20 protein-coding genes are annotated in these 18,026 nt (G+C 48.2%); 2 read left to right on the top strand and 18 right to left on the bottom strand.

Annotation, left to right across the window (positions count from 1 at the left end):
- Positions 1-31 precede the first annotated feature (31 nt).
- From FD47_RS01345 to croR, 6 genes are all read right to left on the bottom strand, one after another.
- Positions 32-985, bottom strand: coding sequence for a quinone oxidoreductase family protein (locus FD47_RS01345; protein ID WP_054732379.1), 954 nt, complete (start codon positions 983-985; stop codon positions 32-34).
- A 395-nt stretch (positions 986-1,380) separates the two neighbouring features.
- The gene (locus tag FD47_RS01355) at positions 1,381-1,710 is read right to left on the bottom strand and encodes an AzlD domain-containing protein (RefSeq protein WP_008210987.1); all 330 of its coding nucleotides are present in this window, start codon (positions 1,708-1,710) and stop codon (positions 1,381-1,383) included.
- A 16-nt stretch (positions 1,711-1,726) separates the two neighbouring features.
- A complete protein-coding gene (locus FD47_RS01360; protein ID WP_008210985.1) occupies positions 1,727-2,512 on the bottom strand; it encodes an AzlC family ABC transporter permease in 786 nt (261 codons plus the stop codon).
- A 140-nt stretch (positions 2,513-2,652) separates the two neighbouring features.
- A complete protein-coding gene (locus tag FD47_RS01365) occupies positions 2,653-3,918 on the bottom strand; it encodes a D-alanyl-D-alanine carboxypeptidase family protein (protein ID WP_056979951.1) in 1,266 nt (421 codons plus the stop codon).
- Between the two features lie 16 nt (positions 3,919-3,934).
- Positions 3,935-5,110 (bottom strand): sensor histidine kinase, encoded by a 1,176-nt coding sequence (locus FD47_RS01370; RefSeq protein ID WP_054732375.1) that lies wholly within the window; start codon positions 5,108-5,110, stop codon positions 3,935-3,937.
- Between the two features lie 30 nt (positions 5,111-5,140).
- Positions 5,141-5,830, bottom strand: a complete 690-nt coding sequence (gene croR, locus FD47_RS01375; protein WP_008210982.1) for a response regulator transcription factor CroR — start codon at positions 5,828-5,830, stop codon at positions 5,141-5,143.
- A gap of 240 nt (positions 5,831-6,070) precedes the next feature.
- Between croR and FD47_RS01380 the strand changes: the two genes are divergently transcribed.
- A complete protein-coding gene (locus FD47_RS01380; protein WP_056979952.1) occupies positions 6,071-6,574 on the top strand; it encodes a GNAT family N-acetyltransferase in 504 nt (167 codons plus the stop codon).
- 91 nt (positions 6,575-6,665) lie between these two features.
- Here the strand turns inward: FD47_RS01380 and FD47_RS01385 are convergent, their stop codons facing one another.
- The 3 genes from FD47_RS01385 to FD47_RS01395 all read right to left on the bottom strand — a co-directional run bounded on the left by FD47_RS01385 (position 6,666) and on the right by FD47_RS01395 (position 9,438).
- On the bottom strand, positions 6,666-7,076 hold the full coding sequence (locus tag FD47_RS01385; RefSeq protein WP_054732371.1) for a peptide deformylase: 411 nt from the start codon (positions 7,074-7,076) through the stop codon (positions 6,666-6,668).
- Positions 7,077-7,119: 43 nt separating this feature from the next.
- Positions 7,120-8,556, bottom strand: a complete 1,437-nt coding sequence (locus FD47_RS01390) for a nicotinate phosphoribosyltransferase (RefSeq protein ID WP_056979953.1) — start codon at positions 8,554-8,556, stop codon at positions 7,120-7,122.
- A 111-nt stretch (positions 8,557-8,667) separates the two neighbouring features.
- Positions 8,668-9,438, bottom strand: a complete 771-nt coding sequence (locus tag FD47_RS01395) for an NUDIX hydrolase (RefSeq protein ID WP_138466996.1) — start codon at positions 9,436-9,438, stop codon at positions 8,668-8,670.
- Positions 9,439-9,713: 275 nt separating this feature from the next.
- Between FD47_RS01395 and FD47_RS14945 the strand changes: the two genes are divergently transcribed.
- The gene (locus FD47_RS14945; protein WP_082620136.1) at positions 9,714-10,340 is read left to right on the top strand and encodes a matrixin family metalloprotease; all 627 of its coding nucleotides are present in this window, start codon (positions 9,714-9,716) and stop codon (positions 10,338-10,340) included.
- Positions 10,341-10,407: 67 nt separating this feature from the next.
- On the opposite strand, the gene FD47_RS01410 is transcribed toward FD47_RS14945, so the two are convergent.
- The 9 genes from FD47_RS01410 to rsmG all read right to left on the bottom strand — a co-directional run bounded on the left by FD47_RS01410 (position 10,408) and on the right by rsmG (position 17,815).
- Positions 10,408-11,223, bottom strand: coding sequence for an SPFH domain-containing protein (locus tag FD47_RS01410; protein WP_008210970.1), 816 nt, complete (start codon positions 11,221-11,223; stop codon positions 10,408-10,410).
- A gap of 6 nt (positions 11,224-11,229) precedes the next feature.
- Positions 11,230-11,556, bottom strand: coding sequence for a type II toxin-antitoxin system antitoxin (locus tag FD47_RS01415; protein WP_008210968.1), 327 nt, complete (start codon positions 11,554-11,556; stop codon positions 11,230-11,232).
- 244 nt (positions 11,557-11,800) lie between these two features.
- On the bottom strand, positions 11,801-12,952 hold the full coding sequence (gene guaB / locus FD47_RS01420) for an IMP dehydrogenase (RefSeq protein ID WP_008210966.1): 1,152 nt from the start codon (positions 12,950-12,952) through the stop codon (positions 11,801-11,803).
- Positions 12,953-13,264: 312 nt separating this feature from the next.
- On the bottom strand, positions 13,265-14,002 hold the full coding sequence (locus FD47_RS01425; protein WP_054732362.1) for a DUF1129 domain-containing protein: 738 nt from the start codon (positions 14,000-14,002) through the stop codon (positions 13,265-13,267).
- Between the two features lie 37 nt (positions 14,003-14,039).
- Positions 14,040-15,140 (bottom strand): redox-regulated ATPase YchF, encoded by a 1,101-nt coding sequence (gene ychF / locus FD47_RS01430; RefSeq protein ID WP_008210963.1) that lies wholly within the window; start codon positions 15,138-15,140, stop codon positions 14,040-14,042.
- A gap of 24 nt (positions 15,141-15,164) precedes the next feature.
- The gene (locus tag FD47_RS01435) at positions 15,165-15,359 is read right to left on the bottom strand and encodes a DUF951 domain-containing protein (RefSeq protein ID WP_040537533.1); all 195 of its coding nucleotides are present in this window, start codon (positions 15,357-15,359) and stop codon (positions 15,165-15,167) included.
- A gap of 64 nt (positions 15,360-15,423) precedes the next feature.
- Entirely contained in the window at positions 15,424-16,308 is an 885-nt protein-coding gene (locus FD47_RS01440; RefSeq protein ID WP_056979954.1) for a ParB/RepB/Spo0J family partition protein, read from the bottom strand.
- Positions 16,298-17,065: a ParA family protein gene (locus FD47_RS01445; RefSeq protein WP_056979955.1), complete on the bottom strand. Its 768-nt coding sequence runs from the start codon at positions 17,063-17,065 to the stop codon at positions 16,298-16,300. The genes FD47_RS01440 and FD47_RS01445 overlap by 11 nt, the downstream gene beginning before the upstream one ends.
- A gap of 15 nt (positions 17,066-17,080) precedes the next feature.
- Entirely contained in the window at positions 17,081-17,815 is a 735-nt protein-coding gene (gene rsmG, locus FD47_RS01450; RefSeq protein WP_054732360.1) for a 16S rRNA (guanine(527)-N(7))-methyltransferase RsmG, read from the bottom strand.
- Between the last annotated feature and the right edge of the window lie 211 nt (positions 17,816-18,026).

Genomic DNA, 18,026 nt, shown 5'->3' on the forward strand with positions numbered 1-18,026 from the left:
TCAGCCAGTCATTTTTATATTTAAACCAAATTTACGGGATAAATACCAATCGGTGATCACCATAATCATCCCATCTTTCAGCGATTTCGCTGAGCGGAAAGGCGGTTACGGGAACGGCAATTTTGCCATCGGTAATCATTTTTAAGAAGGCCGGCATGTCGTCAGCCAAATTAGCTGCGGTGAATGACCCGAAGCCGCTGCCGATTAGGTGGAAGTCGATGCTTCTAAATAGGCTGCCCTTTAACGGCGAGCTTTGGCCGGCCATTGATCCAATCTGGACCCAGGTTAAGCTGTGTTGGGGATCCTGCCGTTGGGCAATCATGTCTTCAATCATGGTGGCGGCAATATCTCCCCACAAATAGTCCAAAACAACGTCAACGTCGCCGACCTTGGCCAAATCGGCTTTCAATTGGTCATCGTTGTCGGTTAACTTGATGGTCGATGACACGCCAAATTGGGTCAGTTTCGCCAGTTTCTCGGGATTTCGCCCCACCCCGATCACTTCAGCGGCGCCGAAACTAACGCTGATGGGGATGGCCAGCTGCCCTGAGGCCCCGGTCGCCCCCAACACTAAGACACGTTTTCCGCGGATCTTATCCTCACCCAAACGATCCTTAATTGCCATAAACGACGACATTGCCGGGTTGGCCGTGGCGGCAACAATCGCCGGATCAGCCGCATTATCAATCGGAAACAGGGCCCGGCGGTTAACAACCGCTTTTTCTGCTAAGGTGCCATAAACGTTACTACCGCTGTTGAAATAGACATGCTCGCCATCCGCCGTTTCCCCAACCGCGTCAACGCCGGGAACGATCGGCAAGGTGCTGGTTGCTGAATAATGGGTGCCGTTTGCCCTCGCCCGAGCGAGTTGACTGACTGCTGCGGCTAAGACGTGGACTTCAACTTCGCCGTCTTTGACTTCGGGATCGGGAAACTCGCCGTATTCGGGTCCCCGGTTAAAATCATTAATAATTGCTGCTTTCATTGGAATACTCCTTAATTGTAATTTGAATGGACCGGTTGAAAGGGTTCTTTCAACGTGGTTTTTATAATGAGTGAATCCAGGGAAATTTGCAACGATATTGACGTTTGACTTTGGTGCCCGATTCCGGCGACCAAAAGAGACTGTCGGCCAAGAAGCGGCTTTCTGGCCCATGATTCAGCTAGGTAGTAGTCGGATAAAAAAGAAGCCGGAACAAAATTTTTGGTTTTGTCCCGGCCGCTCAACGTTTCTTCCTGGCAGCCGGCATTCAAAAAGCCCACCAGTGCCAGTATGTTTATGTAACAGTCACGGCCTTAGCAACACAGTGACCGGGATTGCTTTTTTTATGAATAAGTGTTGCTCCTGGCTTGTCGATTGGACAGGTATCTAAACGGCCTTCACAAAAACATCGCCAGTAGAAATACCGCCAGCAGCCCCAGAATCACGGAGATTGCCATTGACCGCGTCCAGTAAGCAACCCCAATGACGATAATGGCCGCGATCATATCCGGGATTTGACTCAGGGTGACCGTGTAGCCCGGGGTAATAAAAATATCCTTGACAACCAGTGCGGTAAACAGTGAAATCGGCACGTAGCGCATCCATTCATTGAACCAGTCCGGAATTTTACGCGTACGGAAAAACATTAGGGGAATCAGTCGTGGCGCAAAAGCCACGCAGAAGCACCCTAAAACCAGCCAAACATGTTGTGTCGTTGTCCATTCCATAAAGCTCTACTCCTAGCTACTCGTCATCGACGTCTTCTTCAGGCGTTCCTGCAGGGTTCTTCATTGTTCTTAACCACCCGCTCTTAGGATGATGCTTGCGGATCGCGGCTTCAATCGCGAAGCCGATGAACGAAGCACACAGGGTGGAAATAACCAATCCCAGCGTTGATTTGGTCAGTACCATGAAAAAGGCGGCCAGAAATCCCGAGAGAATACAGATCAGAATGATCAGCCCATTTTTCAGCTGCATGACAATCATGTACAGGAACAGGGCGGTTAATGCAAAGTGAACAATGGTTAAATCAATGTTGATGGCACTGCCGATTAAGCTGCCAATCAAATTACTAATCGTCCAGAAGATCAATGTCGTGTGCTCAACATGGAGCGCTTCTTTCGGTGTAAATTTTTTATCAGTGGAAAATTTTAAATAGTTCAGTGCATAGTTTTCGTCATTCATGGAAGCAGCGAATAACATCGTGAATCCGAGCGATTGATGATGCAGATATTTGGAAAGGCTTGACCCTAACAGGGCGTACCGCAATTCCAAGAAAAACATCATTAACAAAACCGACAGCATCGGTGCGTTCGTCGCCAAGAGTGACGCAATCAAAAATTGGGCCCCGCCGGAAAACACCATGACGGACACCATCAAAGTGGTCCAAACGTTAAACCCGGAAGCATTCAATAAAATCCCGCACGCCAAACCAATTGGTATGTAACTTAGGTCAACCGGTAAAGAAGCATCCAATATCCGTTTCCAATAAGGGACGTCTTCATCCGACCTTGCTGCGTATTTACCCAAAAGGACTCCTCCATCTAAATAAACGTAATCCCGAAATTAACCTGAAAATGATGATTTGTGTAAAAATAATGTAAACACAATTCAAATTCAATTATATGAGAAATGAGTCAATTAATAAACACTTTTCGATGAATTGATCATCAAAAAAGTCGTGTAAGCGCTCTCCATATTAATACAAAGGGATTCGCTTTTTGAATCGATTTACTTGTCACTAAATTCACGGTTTTGGAAAATGTATTCAGGTATTTCATGAAGTGATGATCGTAAACCAGATTGGCAGTGGCGACCTGCTTGCCCTTCTTTTCCGGAGCCGTAATCTTTTTGGGCTGCTTGACGTACTTGCCCTTAATTTGCTGGCGGGTCACCCCCTTGGGGACCCATACCCAGGTAGTCTTTTGATTAACCAAACGGGTCGTCTGCTGTTTGCCATCAGGAACGCGTCCCTCACTTGCCCCGGCAATCCGACTCTGCTTGGCAATTTTGATGGGGGTCTGCTTGCTTAGAACCGTTGTCAGCAGTTTCTTTGTTTGAATAAATCTGGCTGGGTCAGTGGCACTATTATTTCTGGCCCCCAAAATAACGGTCACCACCCGGTGGCCGCGATACGTTGCCGAACCGGCAAAGCACGCGCCGGCTTCATCGGAAGTGCCGGTTTTTAGGCCGGTTACCCGGGCGCCCTTAATTCCTAAATTGGTCCCCAACAGTTGGTTGTGCCCCGGATAGGTTTTCCCAGCAAAGGTCATCTGGGAACGGGACGTTACTTTTGTTACCGCTGGAAACGATGATTCAAGGCGACTGGCAAGCAGCGCCACATCCTTGGCAGATAATAAATTTTCAGCGTTTGCGGCCACGTGTTTTAGCGCCAATGACCCGGTTAATTTATTGGTCAGGCCAGCGGCGTTGTAAAATTTGGCGTCCTTAATCCCCAAATGTTTCGCGGTCGCCGTCATTTTGTTGGCGAAGCGCTGGGGACTTGCTGCCACTTTCTGCCCCAAGGCAATCGCCGCGGCGTTGGCCGAAACGACCAGTGCGGCGTTGACTAAGGCGCGTATCGAATACGAATGACCAGCCTTCAACGGCACGTTGGTCAGCCCGGAAGCGGTGCTCAATTTAGCCACGGCCGGCGAGATTTTGACCCGATCATCCCAGTGAAGCTTTCCAGATTGAATTTGCTGATGCACGATGTACACGGTCATCAGTTTTGAAATCGAGGCGATGGCCATCGGTTGATGAACATTCTTTTCGTAAAGAATCTGGCCGGTATCAGCATCGACCATAATTGCGGCTTTGGCGTAAATTGCGGGTTGACTGGTTGCCACCGTTGCCGCGTAAGCACTGCTCGAAAGGCTGATGGGCAACACAAAAAGCCCCACCATGAGTAGGAACAGCTTGAACTTAAATTTCATTAATTGTGACACCTTTCTATCTAGCAATTTGAGGTTCCTGATCCTGCTTGGGCCGGGATAACTTATCGCCGTACTTGAATGGGAGGTGAATGGCAAACGTGGTGAGCTTATCATCCGACGTCACGGCAATGTAGCCGCCGTGCAAGTCAATAATACTCTGAGCGATTGCCAAGCCAAGCCCTGAGCCGCCAGTGTCCTTATTTCTCGACTCCTCAACCCGATAAAAGCGCTCAAAAATCTGATTAAGCGACTTCTTTGGGATCTTGGGACCGTCATTTGAAACGTGAATCACCGCTTCGCCAGGGCGGCCCGTCTTGCAGGCAAGATAAATGTGGTGGCCGCCCTTGCCGTATTTAATCGCGTTGGAAATCAAGTTGTTAAACACGCGCCCCAACTTTTCGGCATCGGCTTCAATGTGCATCGGCTTGTCAGTTCCCTGAGCCGAAATTTGCAGGCCGCTCTTCTTGGCTTCCAATTCAAAGCTGGCAACCAGCTGCTCCATCATTTGGCTCAAATCAATCCGATTGATGGAGAGCGACGTTCCGGTTTGCTTGACCTTGGTGTATTCAAACAGGTTGTCCACCAGTGACTTCATCTGCTTGGCCTTCAGATACGCGATTTCGGTGTATTTCAGCAGATCAGCCTCACTCTTATACTGCTTATCCTGAATCAGGCCGAGGTAGCCCAAAATCGACGTCAGCGGCGTTCGCAAATCGTGACTGACATTGGTAATCAATTCATCTTTGGAATTCTCGATTGCCCGTTCCTCATCCATTGATTTAATAACACTTTCTACCAGGGCGTTGATACTTTCAACCACCGACTGGGTGTTCCCCTTGAACTTGAAGCCGATTCGATGATCCAAGTGACCATTAGCAATGTAGTGAAGTTCACTGATGATGTGGCGCAGCTGCATCTGGTGGTATCGGCGAATCAAGCGCCAATAAACCACCGCGGCATCAAATATCAGCATCAGCGCGATGAAAATATTTTCCCAGCTCCACAGGTGGTAGTGGTCGGGGCCAATGACAATCGATTTCTTAATGATGAAGATCCCGTCCCGCAAGCCAGGGTTTGTCAGGATCGACTCGTTAATCAAAATGATGATCGATAGGTTCAGCATCAGCAGCAGCACCACCGTCACAATGCCTTCCAAAAAGAGTTCAGTTTTTTCACGACCGGTTAATTTCAAACTTCAACCATCCTGTTCTTTGTTCGTATCTTAGTGGGATTCAATCTTATACCCCACGCCCCAAACGGTCTGAATGACCTTTTCACCGTTCGTGGCTTCTTCAATTTTATCCCGCAAGTGGCTCACGTGAACCATGACCGTCTTTGCCGAGACAATGCTCTCCTGGCGCCAAACCCGTTCAAAAATTTCATCTGCTGAAAAGACCCGATTGGGGTGACTGGCCAACAGGTAGAGAATCCCAAATTCAAGGGCCGTCAACTGGATCGGCGTTCCAGTAATTGTTTTAACTTCGTGGGAATCCTTATTGATGGTGAGCGGCCCGATATCCAACACATCTGGCGTATCATCGGTCACATGCTCCTCAGTCCGGCGCAGCAGTGACTTGACCCGGGCCATGACTTCCAAGGGATTGAATGGCTTGGTGACGTAATCGTCGGCGCCGCTGATGAGCCCCTGAATTTTATCCATATCCTCGGTCTTTGCCGACAAAATAATGATTGGAATCTGGGAATCCTTACGAACTTCCTTGATCACTTCAATGCCGCTCATCCCGGGCATCATGATATCCAGAATCATCAGCCCAATGTCGGTTTCGGTCCGCAGTTTGGTCAGGGCCTCGTCGCCACTATAGGCCGACACTGGTTCGTAACCTTCATTTCGAATATAGATTTCAAGTAACTGAGCAATTTCCTTATCGTCATCAACAACTAAAATTTTCATAAATTCATCAACCTCATCATTATTAAGAGTTTGTAAATAATTATAAAATTCGGTGGTTCACCATTGATTCTACACTATTTCGTTAAAACGACAACTGACCCGAAATAGAACTTAAGCGAAACTTTGGAAACCACCGTTGTCAGCCCTGCTCCGCGGTGTTTCCGGCAATCACTTATGGACATTGTCGTCTTAAATCGATACTATTATCTATTAAATACAATATTAGACGGAGTTGATAACGTGACACCCACCTTTACATACGCCGATCATGCGGATTTACCGCGGATCGTTGCCATCTATAACCAAACCATCGCCAGCCGACTGGTAACCGCCGATCTCGAACCGGTGACCGTCTCCTCAAGAGAAGCGTGGTTTGCCGCCTTTGATCCTCACAAACGGCCGATTTGGAAAATGATGCTCAACAGCCAAATTGCCGGCTGGGTTAGTTTGGAAAACTTTTATGGGCGCCCAGCCTACCAGCGGACCGCCGAATTAAGCATCTACATTAGTCAGGAGTTTCGTCATCATGGCTTGGGCCAGCAAGCATTGGCCTTCGTTGCAACTCAGCTTCGACAGCTGGGAATCGAAAACATCGTCTGCTTTATTTTTCACCATAACAACCCCAGCCTGGGATTATTTAAGAAAAACCACTTTGAGGTTTGGGGTCACTTACCAAACGTCGCCGTTCTCGATGGTCAGCACCGGGATTTGGATATTCTGGGGCGGCACTATTTCGATTTGTAAAACCAATTCAAAAAAGCGTGGGATTCAAGACAAGTGTCAGCTCGATAAGCTCATCCTTGTTTTGAATCCCACACTTTTATTTTAAAACTCGTTAGATCAAGATCCCTTCACAATGATCAACCTCGTGCTGAATGATTTGCGCGATCCAGTCGGAAAACGGCTGTTCATGGGATTCAAAATTCTGATCCTGATAGCGGACCGTAATTTGTTTGTACCGGGTCGTTTGCCGCTCACCGCTCAATGACAAACATCCTTCGCGGGTTGAATACGGTTCCCGTTTCGAAACAATTTCCGGGTTAATCAGGGCCACCGGCAGCATGCCCATCGAAACGACGATGATCCGTTTGTTAACCCCGATCATGTTAGCGGCCATGCCAACGCACACCTGCGAGTTGGCCTTCAGTGTATCCAGTAAATCGATCACCGTTTGTCGATCCTGCGGGGTGGCAGGCACCGCTTTTTGGCTTAGTGTCGCGGGATCATGGTTAATTGATTTAATCATTCCAAACTCCTAATGACAATTTCTTGGTTTTAACAACGCCTAATTATCGCACAGATTCCTTTTCTTCGGCAACCAGCTCCTCTTGAAGCTGAGCTAACCGCGGCGTCATATAAACCGGGTATTCGTCCGGATTGACCAGCCGCTGGGTGGCTGCCGGAATTTCTTGGAGCATTTGCTTACTGTACTTTTGAATGTCGAAAACTCCGGGCAGGTCGGCCTGAACGGTGGTCCCGTCCATGACGGCTTCCTGTAAGGGTTTGGCATCATACTGATCAATGGACTGGTGGCGTTCGGTGGCAATCGGGTTAGCCTTGACAACGTCCATTGGGTGATCCAGCACCTCATCGCTGAGGGCAATGATGTCGGCAAACGCTTCGTGGGTGTTGGCGCGGTACAACCGATAAACCTGCTTCAGGCCAGGTAAAGTCAGCTTTTCGCGACTTGCACTAACCTTGATCTTGGGAATCACATCCCCATGTTGAATGATCGCAGCCAGCTTATAAACCCCACTGAGAACGGGTGACGTTGAGCTGGTAATCAATTTTTCACCAACCCCAAAGTTATCCAACGGGGCGCCCTCATTTAACAGCGACTGAATGACGTGTTCATCCAACGCATTCGAAGCGGTAATCTTCGCGTCTTGGAAACCGGCGGCGTCTAATAGCTTGCGGGCCCCTTTTGCCAGCTGAGAAATGTCACCAGAATCAATTCGAATCCCCACCGGCTTATGACCGGCTTCTTTTAACTCAGTGAACACCTTAATAGCATTCGGAACCCCTGACTTCAACACGTCGTAAGTATCGACCAGCAGGGACGCGTTGTCGGGGTATACTTCAGCCCATTTCCGAAAGGCCGTCAGCTCATCAGGAAAGGCTTCGATCCAAGCGTGGGCCATGGTGCCGGCAGCTGGAATACCGAATTTTTGAGCAGCTAACACGTTGGACGTGCTGGCGCAACCGCCAATGACGGCGGCCCGGGCACCAAACGTCGCGCTGCTGGGGCCCTGAGCCCGCCGAGCCCCAAATTCCATAATTGGCTTGTCACCGGCCGCAAACGTAATCCGGCGAGCCTTCGTGGCAATAAGTGACTGGTGATTCATGATGTTCAGTAACAACGTTTCAAATAACTGGGTCTGCAGCAGCGGCCCCTGAATGGTCAAAAGCGGCTCCCTGGCAAAAACCGGGGTCCCTTCCGGAATCGCCGTGACCTTACAGTCAAACTGAAAGTGAGCCAAGTAATCCAAAAAGTTTTCTTTAAATAACTTCAAGCTTCGCAAATAAGCCACGTCGGCTTTTGTGAAGTGAAAATCCTTTAATGATTCAACCACCTGCTGGAGACCCGCGCAAATCACAAAGCTGCCATTATCCGGAACTTTCCGGAAGAAAATATCAAACACACCCTGTTCGTCAGTAATCGTTTGGCGGTAGCCATTGGCCATTGAAAATTCATACAAATCGGTTAACATCGATAAATTATCCATGATAAATGCCCTCTCAATTTCATTTAAATAAAAGTACTAATCACTTTTATCCAATTATAAATAAAAGTCGCCTCAACTTTTATTCTACGTTAACGCGCCTTGACGAAAATTTCAACCCAAAGGATCCACTAACCGGTACAATCTGGCAGGGCGACCCGGACGTTTTGCCGAACTGGTCCCAACATCCTTAAAAAGTTTACTGTGGCTCTTCTTGAAATTCGAGTTATCAATGCCTTGAACCGGCGTTTTCAGAAATGGCGAATACACCAGCCGGGCATCCTTCAGAGTAAATTCAGGTCCCAAAACCAGTAAAATGTTTGGCTGATAATCAAGTTTATTTTTAATTCGGTCACAGGCAACCTTCAAAATCCACTCGTGATCATAGGCAAGATGGGCCTTGCTGGCACCGACTGCCGCGAGTTTTTCGTAGTACGCCGATTCGGTTTTGCTAAGGGCGGTTGAAAATGTCAGGTCGCCATCTGAAAACCAGTAGCTCTCCTGATCATAGCCCATGCTAAACCAGCGGGCATCCGAGGCCCCGTATCCAGGCGTCAGGGTTGGTTTATCGGGTAAAAAAGTCATGTAGGCAAGTGACAGCGTTCGATCCTTCGGCGTCCGTAAGCGGTTCGTAAACGTCGCCAGCTGCTCAGTATGGCTATCTGACAAGGCCATTCCGATCTTTTCCTTTACGAGTCGTAAAGCGGCCTCATCAGCACTTTCATCGGCGCGCATAAACGTTTCCGGAAGTGCCCAGTATCCGTTATACGGATCGGTATTGCGCTTCACCAGTAAGATGTTCACTTTGCTGGTAACCTGATCAAAGCTCCAGATAATGTTCGTAATATTGATATACGGTTGCTCTAAGATTGCATTTGCGTCCACCCAAACGCCTCCTTCCAAAATGGTTGATTAACGGCGTTAAAACGTTAACCTTTATATCCTTAATCATAAGCTATTTTCAACCAGCAGAAAACACTAAACTGTCACTTTACTAAAATTCTTCATTTTCTGTGCATTTCGTTGCTATTTAAGCCAGCCCATCATAAAATGAAAGTGAAATTAAGAAACCCCTTACAAACGGGATCGCTTAATTCGCCTCATCCACTTACCAACACTATAATTGGCACTGCTCCCAGCTTATTCAGGAAGTGGTTCCAATGATTAAAAAAGCCCTTATTTTTTCAATTTATTTAGCCGTTTTAACAGCGTTATTCACATTATTGTCGCTCACGGCTTTGGCTGCACCGATGACGCCTCACGGGACGGCCCGTTTCGAAACGCCCACGGCAACCGTTAATATCACCAATAACTCCCGAAATTATCAGACTGTCTGGCGCGACGCAATTCGCGCCTGGAATCGGACCGGGGCGTTTTCCTTCGTGCTGTCAAAACAATCAGATGCCCAAATCACCGCGCAATCCAACCCATCAATTGGTGCCAGTTATACGGGATTTACCGTTATTCACGTTAACAATCAGGACTTGATCAATCAAGTCACATCAACCCTAAATCCAACGGTCATGGCAACCTTTGGCTATCGGCCTTCCCAGGAAGTGAACGTCGCTGAGCATGAGCTGGGACACGCAATGGGGTTATCCCACAGTCCCAACAAGGATAGCGTCATGTACGCGGCCAACCGCTTTGTCAGTATTCAACCGGCAGACGTTGCCGGCGTTCAAAATCTTTATGCAACCCAAGCGCCAGTCAGTAATGGGACGCTGAGTGCCGTCAGACTTCGTGGAACACCGGTTATCAGGCCCCACCATTCGGGTTCAAATGATTGATGCCATTAAAAAAAGTTTCAACCCATTTTCACGCGGGCTGAAACCTTTTTTGGGTTTTCAGCTTTCTTTAATCAGTCCCCTTCTTCAAAAGTTTGCCAACCACGGGTAACTGACCAAGTTCGCCAGTTTTGTCTGCCGGTACCACCACCAGGTTCGCCGGCGACTTCGCCAGATCGGTAAAGGCGTTGATCGACTGGTTTTGAAAATATTTATCATCCGCTGAGGACAATCCCGCCTGAACCGTATCGATTCGGTACCGCTCGGCATCGGCCCGGGTTCTGGTCGCTTCAGCTTCCGCCTTGGCAGTTGCTTTAAGGGCGTCATTTTTGGCCTTGGTCGTCAACTCAATTGATTTGGCCTCCCCCTCGGCTTTAGCAATGGCGGCAACCCGCTCCCGATCGGCGGTTAGTTGCTTGTCCATGGCTTCCTGAATGGCGGTTGAGGGGGTCAAAACGTCGATATTAATCCGATCAACGTTAATCCCGTAGGTGTTGGTCAGGTCGCCAATCGCGATTGCCAGTTCCTGGTTAATCTTAGCGGTTGATCCCAGAGCTTCATTTAAATCCATTCGACCAATGATATCCCGCAGATGGCCCCGAACCAACTGGGCCATGGATTCCACCGAATCCGTGTTTTCGTACTGATATTTCACCGCATCGGTGACGTGATAGTTCAGCGTTAAACTCGCCGAAACGTCGGCATTATCCTTGGTAATAATCGAGTAGTTCGGCAGGGCCTTAGGTTCCATTGCCAAACTAACATTGCGGATTTTTTGAATAAACGGAATGTAGAAATGAAATCCTGAAGTCACGCTCCGTCGGTACTTGCCAAATGTTTCAACGAGTCCCTGATTATTTTGAGGGACAATTTTAATTCCGAGCATATATCATCACTCCTTAATTTTTCGTAACGTTAGGATGTTGCCATTTGCTTCAATCACCGTGTATTGTGCCCGCTTATCCACCTTGGTATTGTCATCGATGAGGTAACGGTAATAGATCCCCGCCACCGAGACCAGCCCGCTATCGATATAAATATCCTTTCCCGGGATAACCTGACCAATAAATTGGCGGTGTTCAAAGTTCGAATCACTTTCTGCATCCGTTAAAATCCCGACAATGTAGGCATTGACACTCCGATTCTTCTCAGCAGCATCAGCAGCGATCTTTTCGTAGAGCTCATGGTCCAATCGCAACAGGAATCGCTTCTCCGCCATTAGCTCACCACCCTTTCAAATCAGCGCTAGCAGAAACCGATCACTAAATGATATCATCACGATATCATCTTCCCTTTGGAAATACAATTTAAATATCAGGTGACAATTGGAGGCGTTCTTGTTTTTTTGAAAAAATTAAAAAGCCCGGGAAAGCATTCCCAGACTCGTGTGATTAAGGCGATTGTAACGGTTCACCCGGTGATCCCGAGCAACGCGTTAACAATAATTATTTGGTTTTAAAGACCTAACTTTCAACTTGGTAATTAGGGGCTTCTTTTGTAATGATGATATCGTGAGGATGTGATTCACGGAGGCCGGCATTTGAAATTTCAACAAACTGGGCGTTCTCACTCAGGTCCTTCACGGTTGCTGAACCGGTGTAACCCATTCCGGAACGCAGGCCGCCAACCATCTGGAACACGATGTCATTGATGCTGCCCTTGTATTCGAGCTCGCCTTCGATGCCTTCAGGAACCAATTTATTGGCTTCGTTAACGCCGCCTTGGAAGTAACGATCTGATGAGCCGTGTTGCTGACTCATTGCCGCAACGCTTCCCATTCCACGGTATGACTTATACTTCTTACCATTCTGTTCAAAGACGTCGCCAGGGGCTTCGGCAGTGCCGGCAAGCATGCTACCGAGCATAACGGCGGTGCCGCCAGCGGCCAAAGCCTTGACAATGTCACCTGAATACTGGATCCCGCCATCAGCAATGATTGGCTTGCCCCACTTGTGAGCAACTTCCGCAGCGTCGTAAACGGCGGTCAATTGAGGAACGCCAACGCCGGCAACAACTCGGGTGGTACAAATCGAACCGGGGCCGATACCAACTTTCACAACATCGACACCGGCTTGGAACAATGCTTCTGTGCCAGCGCCAGTCGCAACGTTACCAGCGATCAGCGTGGTGTTGGGATAGTGGTCACGGATCTGAGCAACTTTTCTAAGAACGCCGGCAGAGTGGCCGTGTGCCGTATCAATCACAATGGCGTCAGCACCGGCGTCTAGCAGGGCGGTTGCCCGATCAAACGTGTCGGAGGAAACCCCAACCGCTGCGGCAACGATCAACGCATCGTTTTCATCAACAGCGGCTTTCGGCGTGTCAGCGGTCTTTTTAACGGCCTTCACTTTCGCAACTTCAGCCGCCTGAGCTTCAATGCTGAGGTTCTTATGAATAACCCCTAAACCACCGAGCTTTGCCAGCGCAATTGCCATCTTGGATTCGGTGACCGTATCCATTCCAGCACTCAGAAAAGGAACATTTAACTTCAAGTTATCTGCTAATTGAACCGATAAATCCACATCGTTCGGCAATACATCACTTGCTGCGGGTACCAATAGCACGTCATCAAATGTATAACCCTTTTTTCCGAACTTTTTATCCCAACTAACCATCTATCTCGCTCCTCCTAAAAATTGTTTGCCTACTAACTTATCACGCCAGTGCGTTAAAATCAACGTCTCTCAATCATTTCTAATCCGGTTCTCATCTCATATCCGAATTAACTGACATCGATAGGTTAAAAATTGTATTTATTATACCCGAACTTTCGACAAAATAAAAGGGAAAAGAAGGATTTATTACGAATAAACCAAATTGTTCGGGTTTTGCCACCCGTTAATGTTCGGGTTTTGCATAATCGGGTTTAAAAAATAACCGCCGACTACGAAACAATCGTTCGTAATCGGCGGTCATCATTTGCTTAATTAGAATAAACCACCGGTAATCTGGAAATTGCGCTTGACGAAATACGCCGCCACAACGCCAATAACTCCCAAGCCAATGTAAACATACGGATTAAGAATTGGATTAATAACGGCAGGAATCATCCCTGCGAAGAAGAAGATTGCCATCCACACGATGAAGAATCCAATCATCATGATAATTCGAATCCAAAGGGGGTATTTGTGCTTAACGCCCGGTTGAATCAACATGGTCATCAGTGGAATCCCGAGACCAGCAACCGCTGCGCTCAAGATAATCCCAGTGATCCCCATCATTCCCCGGGTTCCAGTCTTCGTAAAGAAGAAGGTAATCCCGTATAAGAACGTAAAGATCACAAAGAACAGCAGGGCATTATAGGCCGCATTGGGCCAATAATCCCGACGGGCATCCGGTTTTGGCTTCGGTGGATTCAAGATGGATTGAACCTTCTGATCCACTGTCCCCCACATATTACGGGCCGTTTTCCCAGTTTTTTGGCCGGCCAGCAGCTCAGAAACCATCTCATGCTCACGGTCAGCTTGCTGTTGCGGGGTCAATTTTGTCTTGGCAATTTCCTGGTGAAACTTAAACATATACTCAGCATTCCGCTTGGTTAAGCCGATGTTGTCAAACTGCGAGTGAACAATCTTGGTTGTTCGGTCACGGTCCTGATGAACATTGGCATTCCGCTGGCGGGCAGTCTGATTTTGCTTTGTTTCGTCGTTACTACTCACTGGCATCACTTCCTAATTGTTTTATTGAATTGTTATCAGTTAATTAAACGTTGAACCTAAATTCAACGATGTCGCCATCCTGCATGACATAGTCCTTACCTTCAAGCCGTAATTTACCGGCATCCTTAACGGCGGCTGGTGTCTTGAGCTTATCAAGGTCGTCAAAGGCCATGACTTCAGCGCGAATGAATCCCCGCTCAAAGTCAGAGTGAATGATTCCGGCCGCTTGAGGGGCCTTTGTTCCCTTCTTAAACGTCCAGGCACGGGTTTCCTTACCGCCCGCAGTGAAGAAGGTTTCGAGCCCCAATAGCTTGTAAGAGGCCCGGATAAGCCGGTTTAAGCCAGGCTCGCTGACCCCTTCAGCTTCAAGAAATTCAGCCTTTTCAGCGTCATCAAGTTCCGCAATTTCCTCTTCAGGTTCAGCCGCAACGCCAATCGCTTCAGCGCCTTCCTTAGCAGCATACTCCTGAATTTGCGGAAAGTACTTGGAATGTTCAGGGTCGGCCATATCATCTTCGGCAATGTTGGCAACGTAGAGAACCGGTTTGCTGGTCAGCAGAAAGAGCCCCTTCACAATCTTTTGCTCATCTTCGTCAAAGTCAATGGACCGGGCAGACCCGCCGTTTTCAAGCACCGGCTTAATCTTTTCAAGGACGGCCAATTCAGCCTTGGCTTCCTTATCGTTACCCTTGGCAGCGCGTTGAACCTTGCCCAGGCGTTTGTTGACGGCGTCCAGATCGGCAATCCCGAGTTCCAAGTTAATGGTTTCAATATCGTCTAGGGGGTCCACCTTGCCGGAAACCGTGGTGATGTTGTCATCATCAAAGGCCCGGACCACGTGCACAATCGCGTCAACCTGACGGATATTTTCCAAGAATTTGTTGCCAAGGCCTTCACCTTTGCTAGCGCCCTTAACAATCCCGGCAATATCAGTAAATTCAAAGGTGGTTGGCACAACTTTTTTGGCTGGAATCAACTCCTGGATCCGGTCCAAACGCTTATCAGGCACTTCAACCATCCCAACGTTGGGATCGATTGTTGCGAACGGGTAATTGGCCATCTCCGCACCGGCTTTGGTAATCGCATTAAATAATGTTGATTTACCAACGTTGGGCAACCCAACAATTCCTGCAGTTAGTGACATAACAAAACAACTCTTCTTTCTGGTCTAGTTTTCAGTATTTTCTGATTTTTGGAGAATCTTTTTTAACTTATGATCAAATTCACGCCGGGGCATCATCACAATATGTCCACAGCCGGTACACTGAATTTTAATATCAGCACCCATCCGAATAATCTCCCAGCGGTTGGTGCCACATGGATGGGGCTTTTTCATTTCAACAAGGTCATGAAGATCATACATAGGAACCATCCTTCCTCATCGGGCAACCCCGAATGAAAACCGGCAGGTCATCTGCCAACTATCCCTAATCTAAATTAACATCCAACATTTCTAAGATTCGGTTCAAGTCCTCAGTTGAAGCGTAGGCAATCTCAATCTTGCCCTTGCCCTTCTTCCGTGACGGGTTGGTAATCGAAACCGGCGTGCCGAATTTCTCCTGTAGCTGGCCCTCTGAAGCTCTGACAAACGGCGACTTTCGCTGGACGCGTTTTTTCTTGGCGCCGTTCTTGCCGTTAATCTTCGCGGCGGCCTGTTCCAACTGGCGCACGGTCATCGATTCGGCAACCGACTTTTTGGCGAGCTTGATGAGTTCCTGCTTGTTGTTAACCGAAAGCAGGGTTCTGGCTTGGCCCATGGATAACTTATTATCCTCAAGCATCTCCTTGACCTCGGACGGCAGTCCCAGAATCCGGAGATAGTTGGCAATGTATGGCCGACTTTTACCCAGTCGACTTGCCACCTGGGCCTGAGTTAGATCCAGACGGGTCATCAGCATATTGTATGCCTCAGCCTCTTCAAGCGTCGTCAAATCCTCACGCTGCAAGTTTTCCAACACGGCGATTTCCATCATTTGCTCTTCGTTGACATCCCGAATAATCGCCGGGATCATCTTCTGCTGGGCAATTTTGGAAGCGCGCAAGCGGCGTTCGCCAGTCAGCAATTCATAAGAATTCACCGCTGGATCGGGCTGCCGGACAATAATTGGCTGGAAAACGCCGGAGTTTTTAATTGAGAGTGCCAAGTCTTCCAGCGCTTTTTGATCAAACCGGTGACGGGGCTGGTAAGGATTGGGCTTGATTTCACTAACCTTAATATCAACGACGTCTTCTTTGCTCGTATCGACAGTATTGTCCTGAAAAAGGGCTTCAATCCCCTTTCCAAGACCGGTTGGTTTCTTTTTATTCGCCATGGTTTGCCAGCACCTCCTTCGCCAGTTTCATATACTTATCAGCCCCCTTGGACTTTGGATCATAATCCATGATCGGCAGCCCATAGCTGGGGGCCTCCGATAACCGAACGTTTCGGGGGATGACCGTGTCATACACTTCATCCTTAAAGTACTTACGGACTTCCTGATTGACCTGAACACCCAGATTTGTCCGGGCATCAAACATGGTCAACAGGACGCCTTCAATTTTGAGATCCGGATTAAAGTGCTTGCGGACGAGTTGTATCGTGTTCAGCAGCTGACTTAACCCTTCCAGCGCGTAATACTCACTTTGCACGGGAATCAAAATCGAATCACTGGCAGTGAAGGCATTGATGGTAATCAAGCCGAGTGATGGCGGACAATCGATCAGCACATAGTCGTACTGATCTTTTACCTTATCCAGGGCAGCCTTAAGCCGGGTCTCCCGGGCCATCTGCGGGGTCAGTTCGATTTCGGCTCCGGACAGCTGAATGGTTGCCGGAACAATATCCAAGCCCTCATGCGCAGTGGGCTGAATGGCTTCTGCCATGGGTTCCTCGTTGACCAAAACATCATAGATATCCTTTTTTATATCGGCCTTCGAAATCCCCACGCCGCTGGTTGCATTTCCCTGAGCATCGGCATCAACCAACAGAATCTTCTGGCCCAGTGACGCCATTCCTGCCCCCAGATTAACAGAGGTCGTCGTTTTACCAACGCCGCCCTTCTGGTTTGCAAGCGCAATCACGTATGACATCGTCATCCCTCCTTCTTAATGCGTCTTCCCCAGTGGTTCTCGATTGGGTGTTCCCGGCTTTCGAGGGTACTTCTTCGGGGTTGCTGTTACTTTATTAATCACAATAATGTGCCGGGTTTCATTTAAAATTGGCAGTGAAAAGGCATCATCGGCACTCACTTGACCGCCAAGGGTCTTGATTGCGGCCTGAGCGTCGTTCAATTCATCTTCAGCCTTAACCGCCTTCAACGCGATCATGATCCCGCCAACTTTGACGAGCGGCAAACAAAGTTCACTCAAAACCGCTAACCTGGCCACCGCGCGGGCAGTGACAACGTCAAAGGCTTCGCGACTTGCTGATCGCTTAGCGCCAAATTCTTCAGCTCGGGCGTGCACCAATGTCACGTCTGATAGCTGCAGTTTGGCAACCAATTCCTTCAAGAAATTAATGCGCTTATTCAACGAGTCCACAATTGTGACCTTCAACTGCGGAAACAGAATCTTCAGTGGGATTGACGGAAAACCAGCGCCAGCACCAACATCACAGAGTGTTAGCGGTTGCTCGCGAATCTGTGAAACAAAGAAGGCTGGCGTGATCGAATCATAAAAATGTTTCAAATAAACTTCCGATTTTTCGGTAATCGTCGTTAAATTAACGTGTTCATTTATGGCCACTAACAGCGCAAAATAGGCCTCAAATTGGTCGATTTGCGCATCGGTTACTTGAATGTTGTGTTCAGAAAGGGCCTCGATAAATTGTTCAATAGTCATTAAATAACGTCTCCTGATGTGTGAAACATTTCTGTTTCACGTCTTATTCTACTTTACCCTAAAATCGTTGATATGACAAGGGTTGAAATCAAACCGTCACAAAGCCACTGCTTCATTATAATATTTATTAACGGCCGATTCGAGCAAAAAAGAGCGTGGGATACAAAGCGGTTAGCTTCCGGCCGTATAAGTGGATGATCCATGAGAGGCC

Source organism: Lentilactobacillus parafarraginis DSM 18390 = JCM 14109, from assembly GCF_001435895.1.
In the GTDB taxonomy this organism is placed as follows: Bacteria; Bacillota; Bacilli; order Lactobacillales; family Lactobacillaceae; genus Lentilactobacillus; species Lentilactobacillus parafarraginis.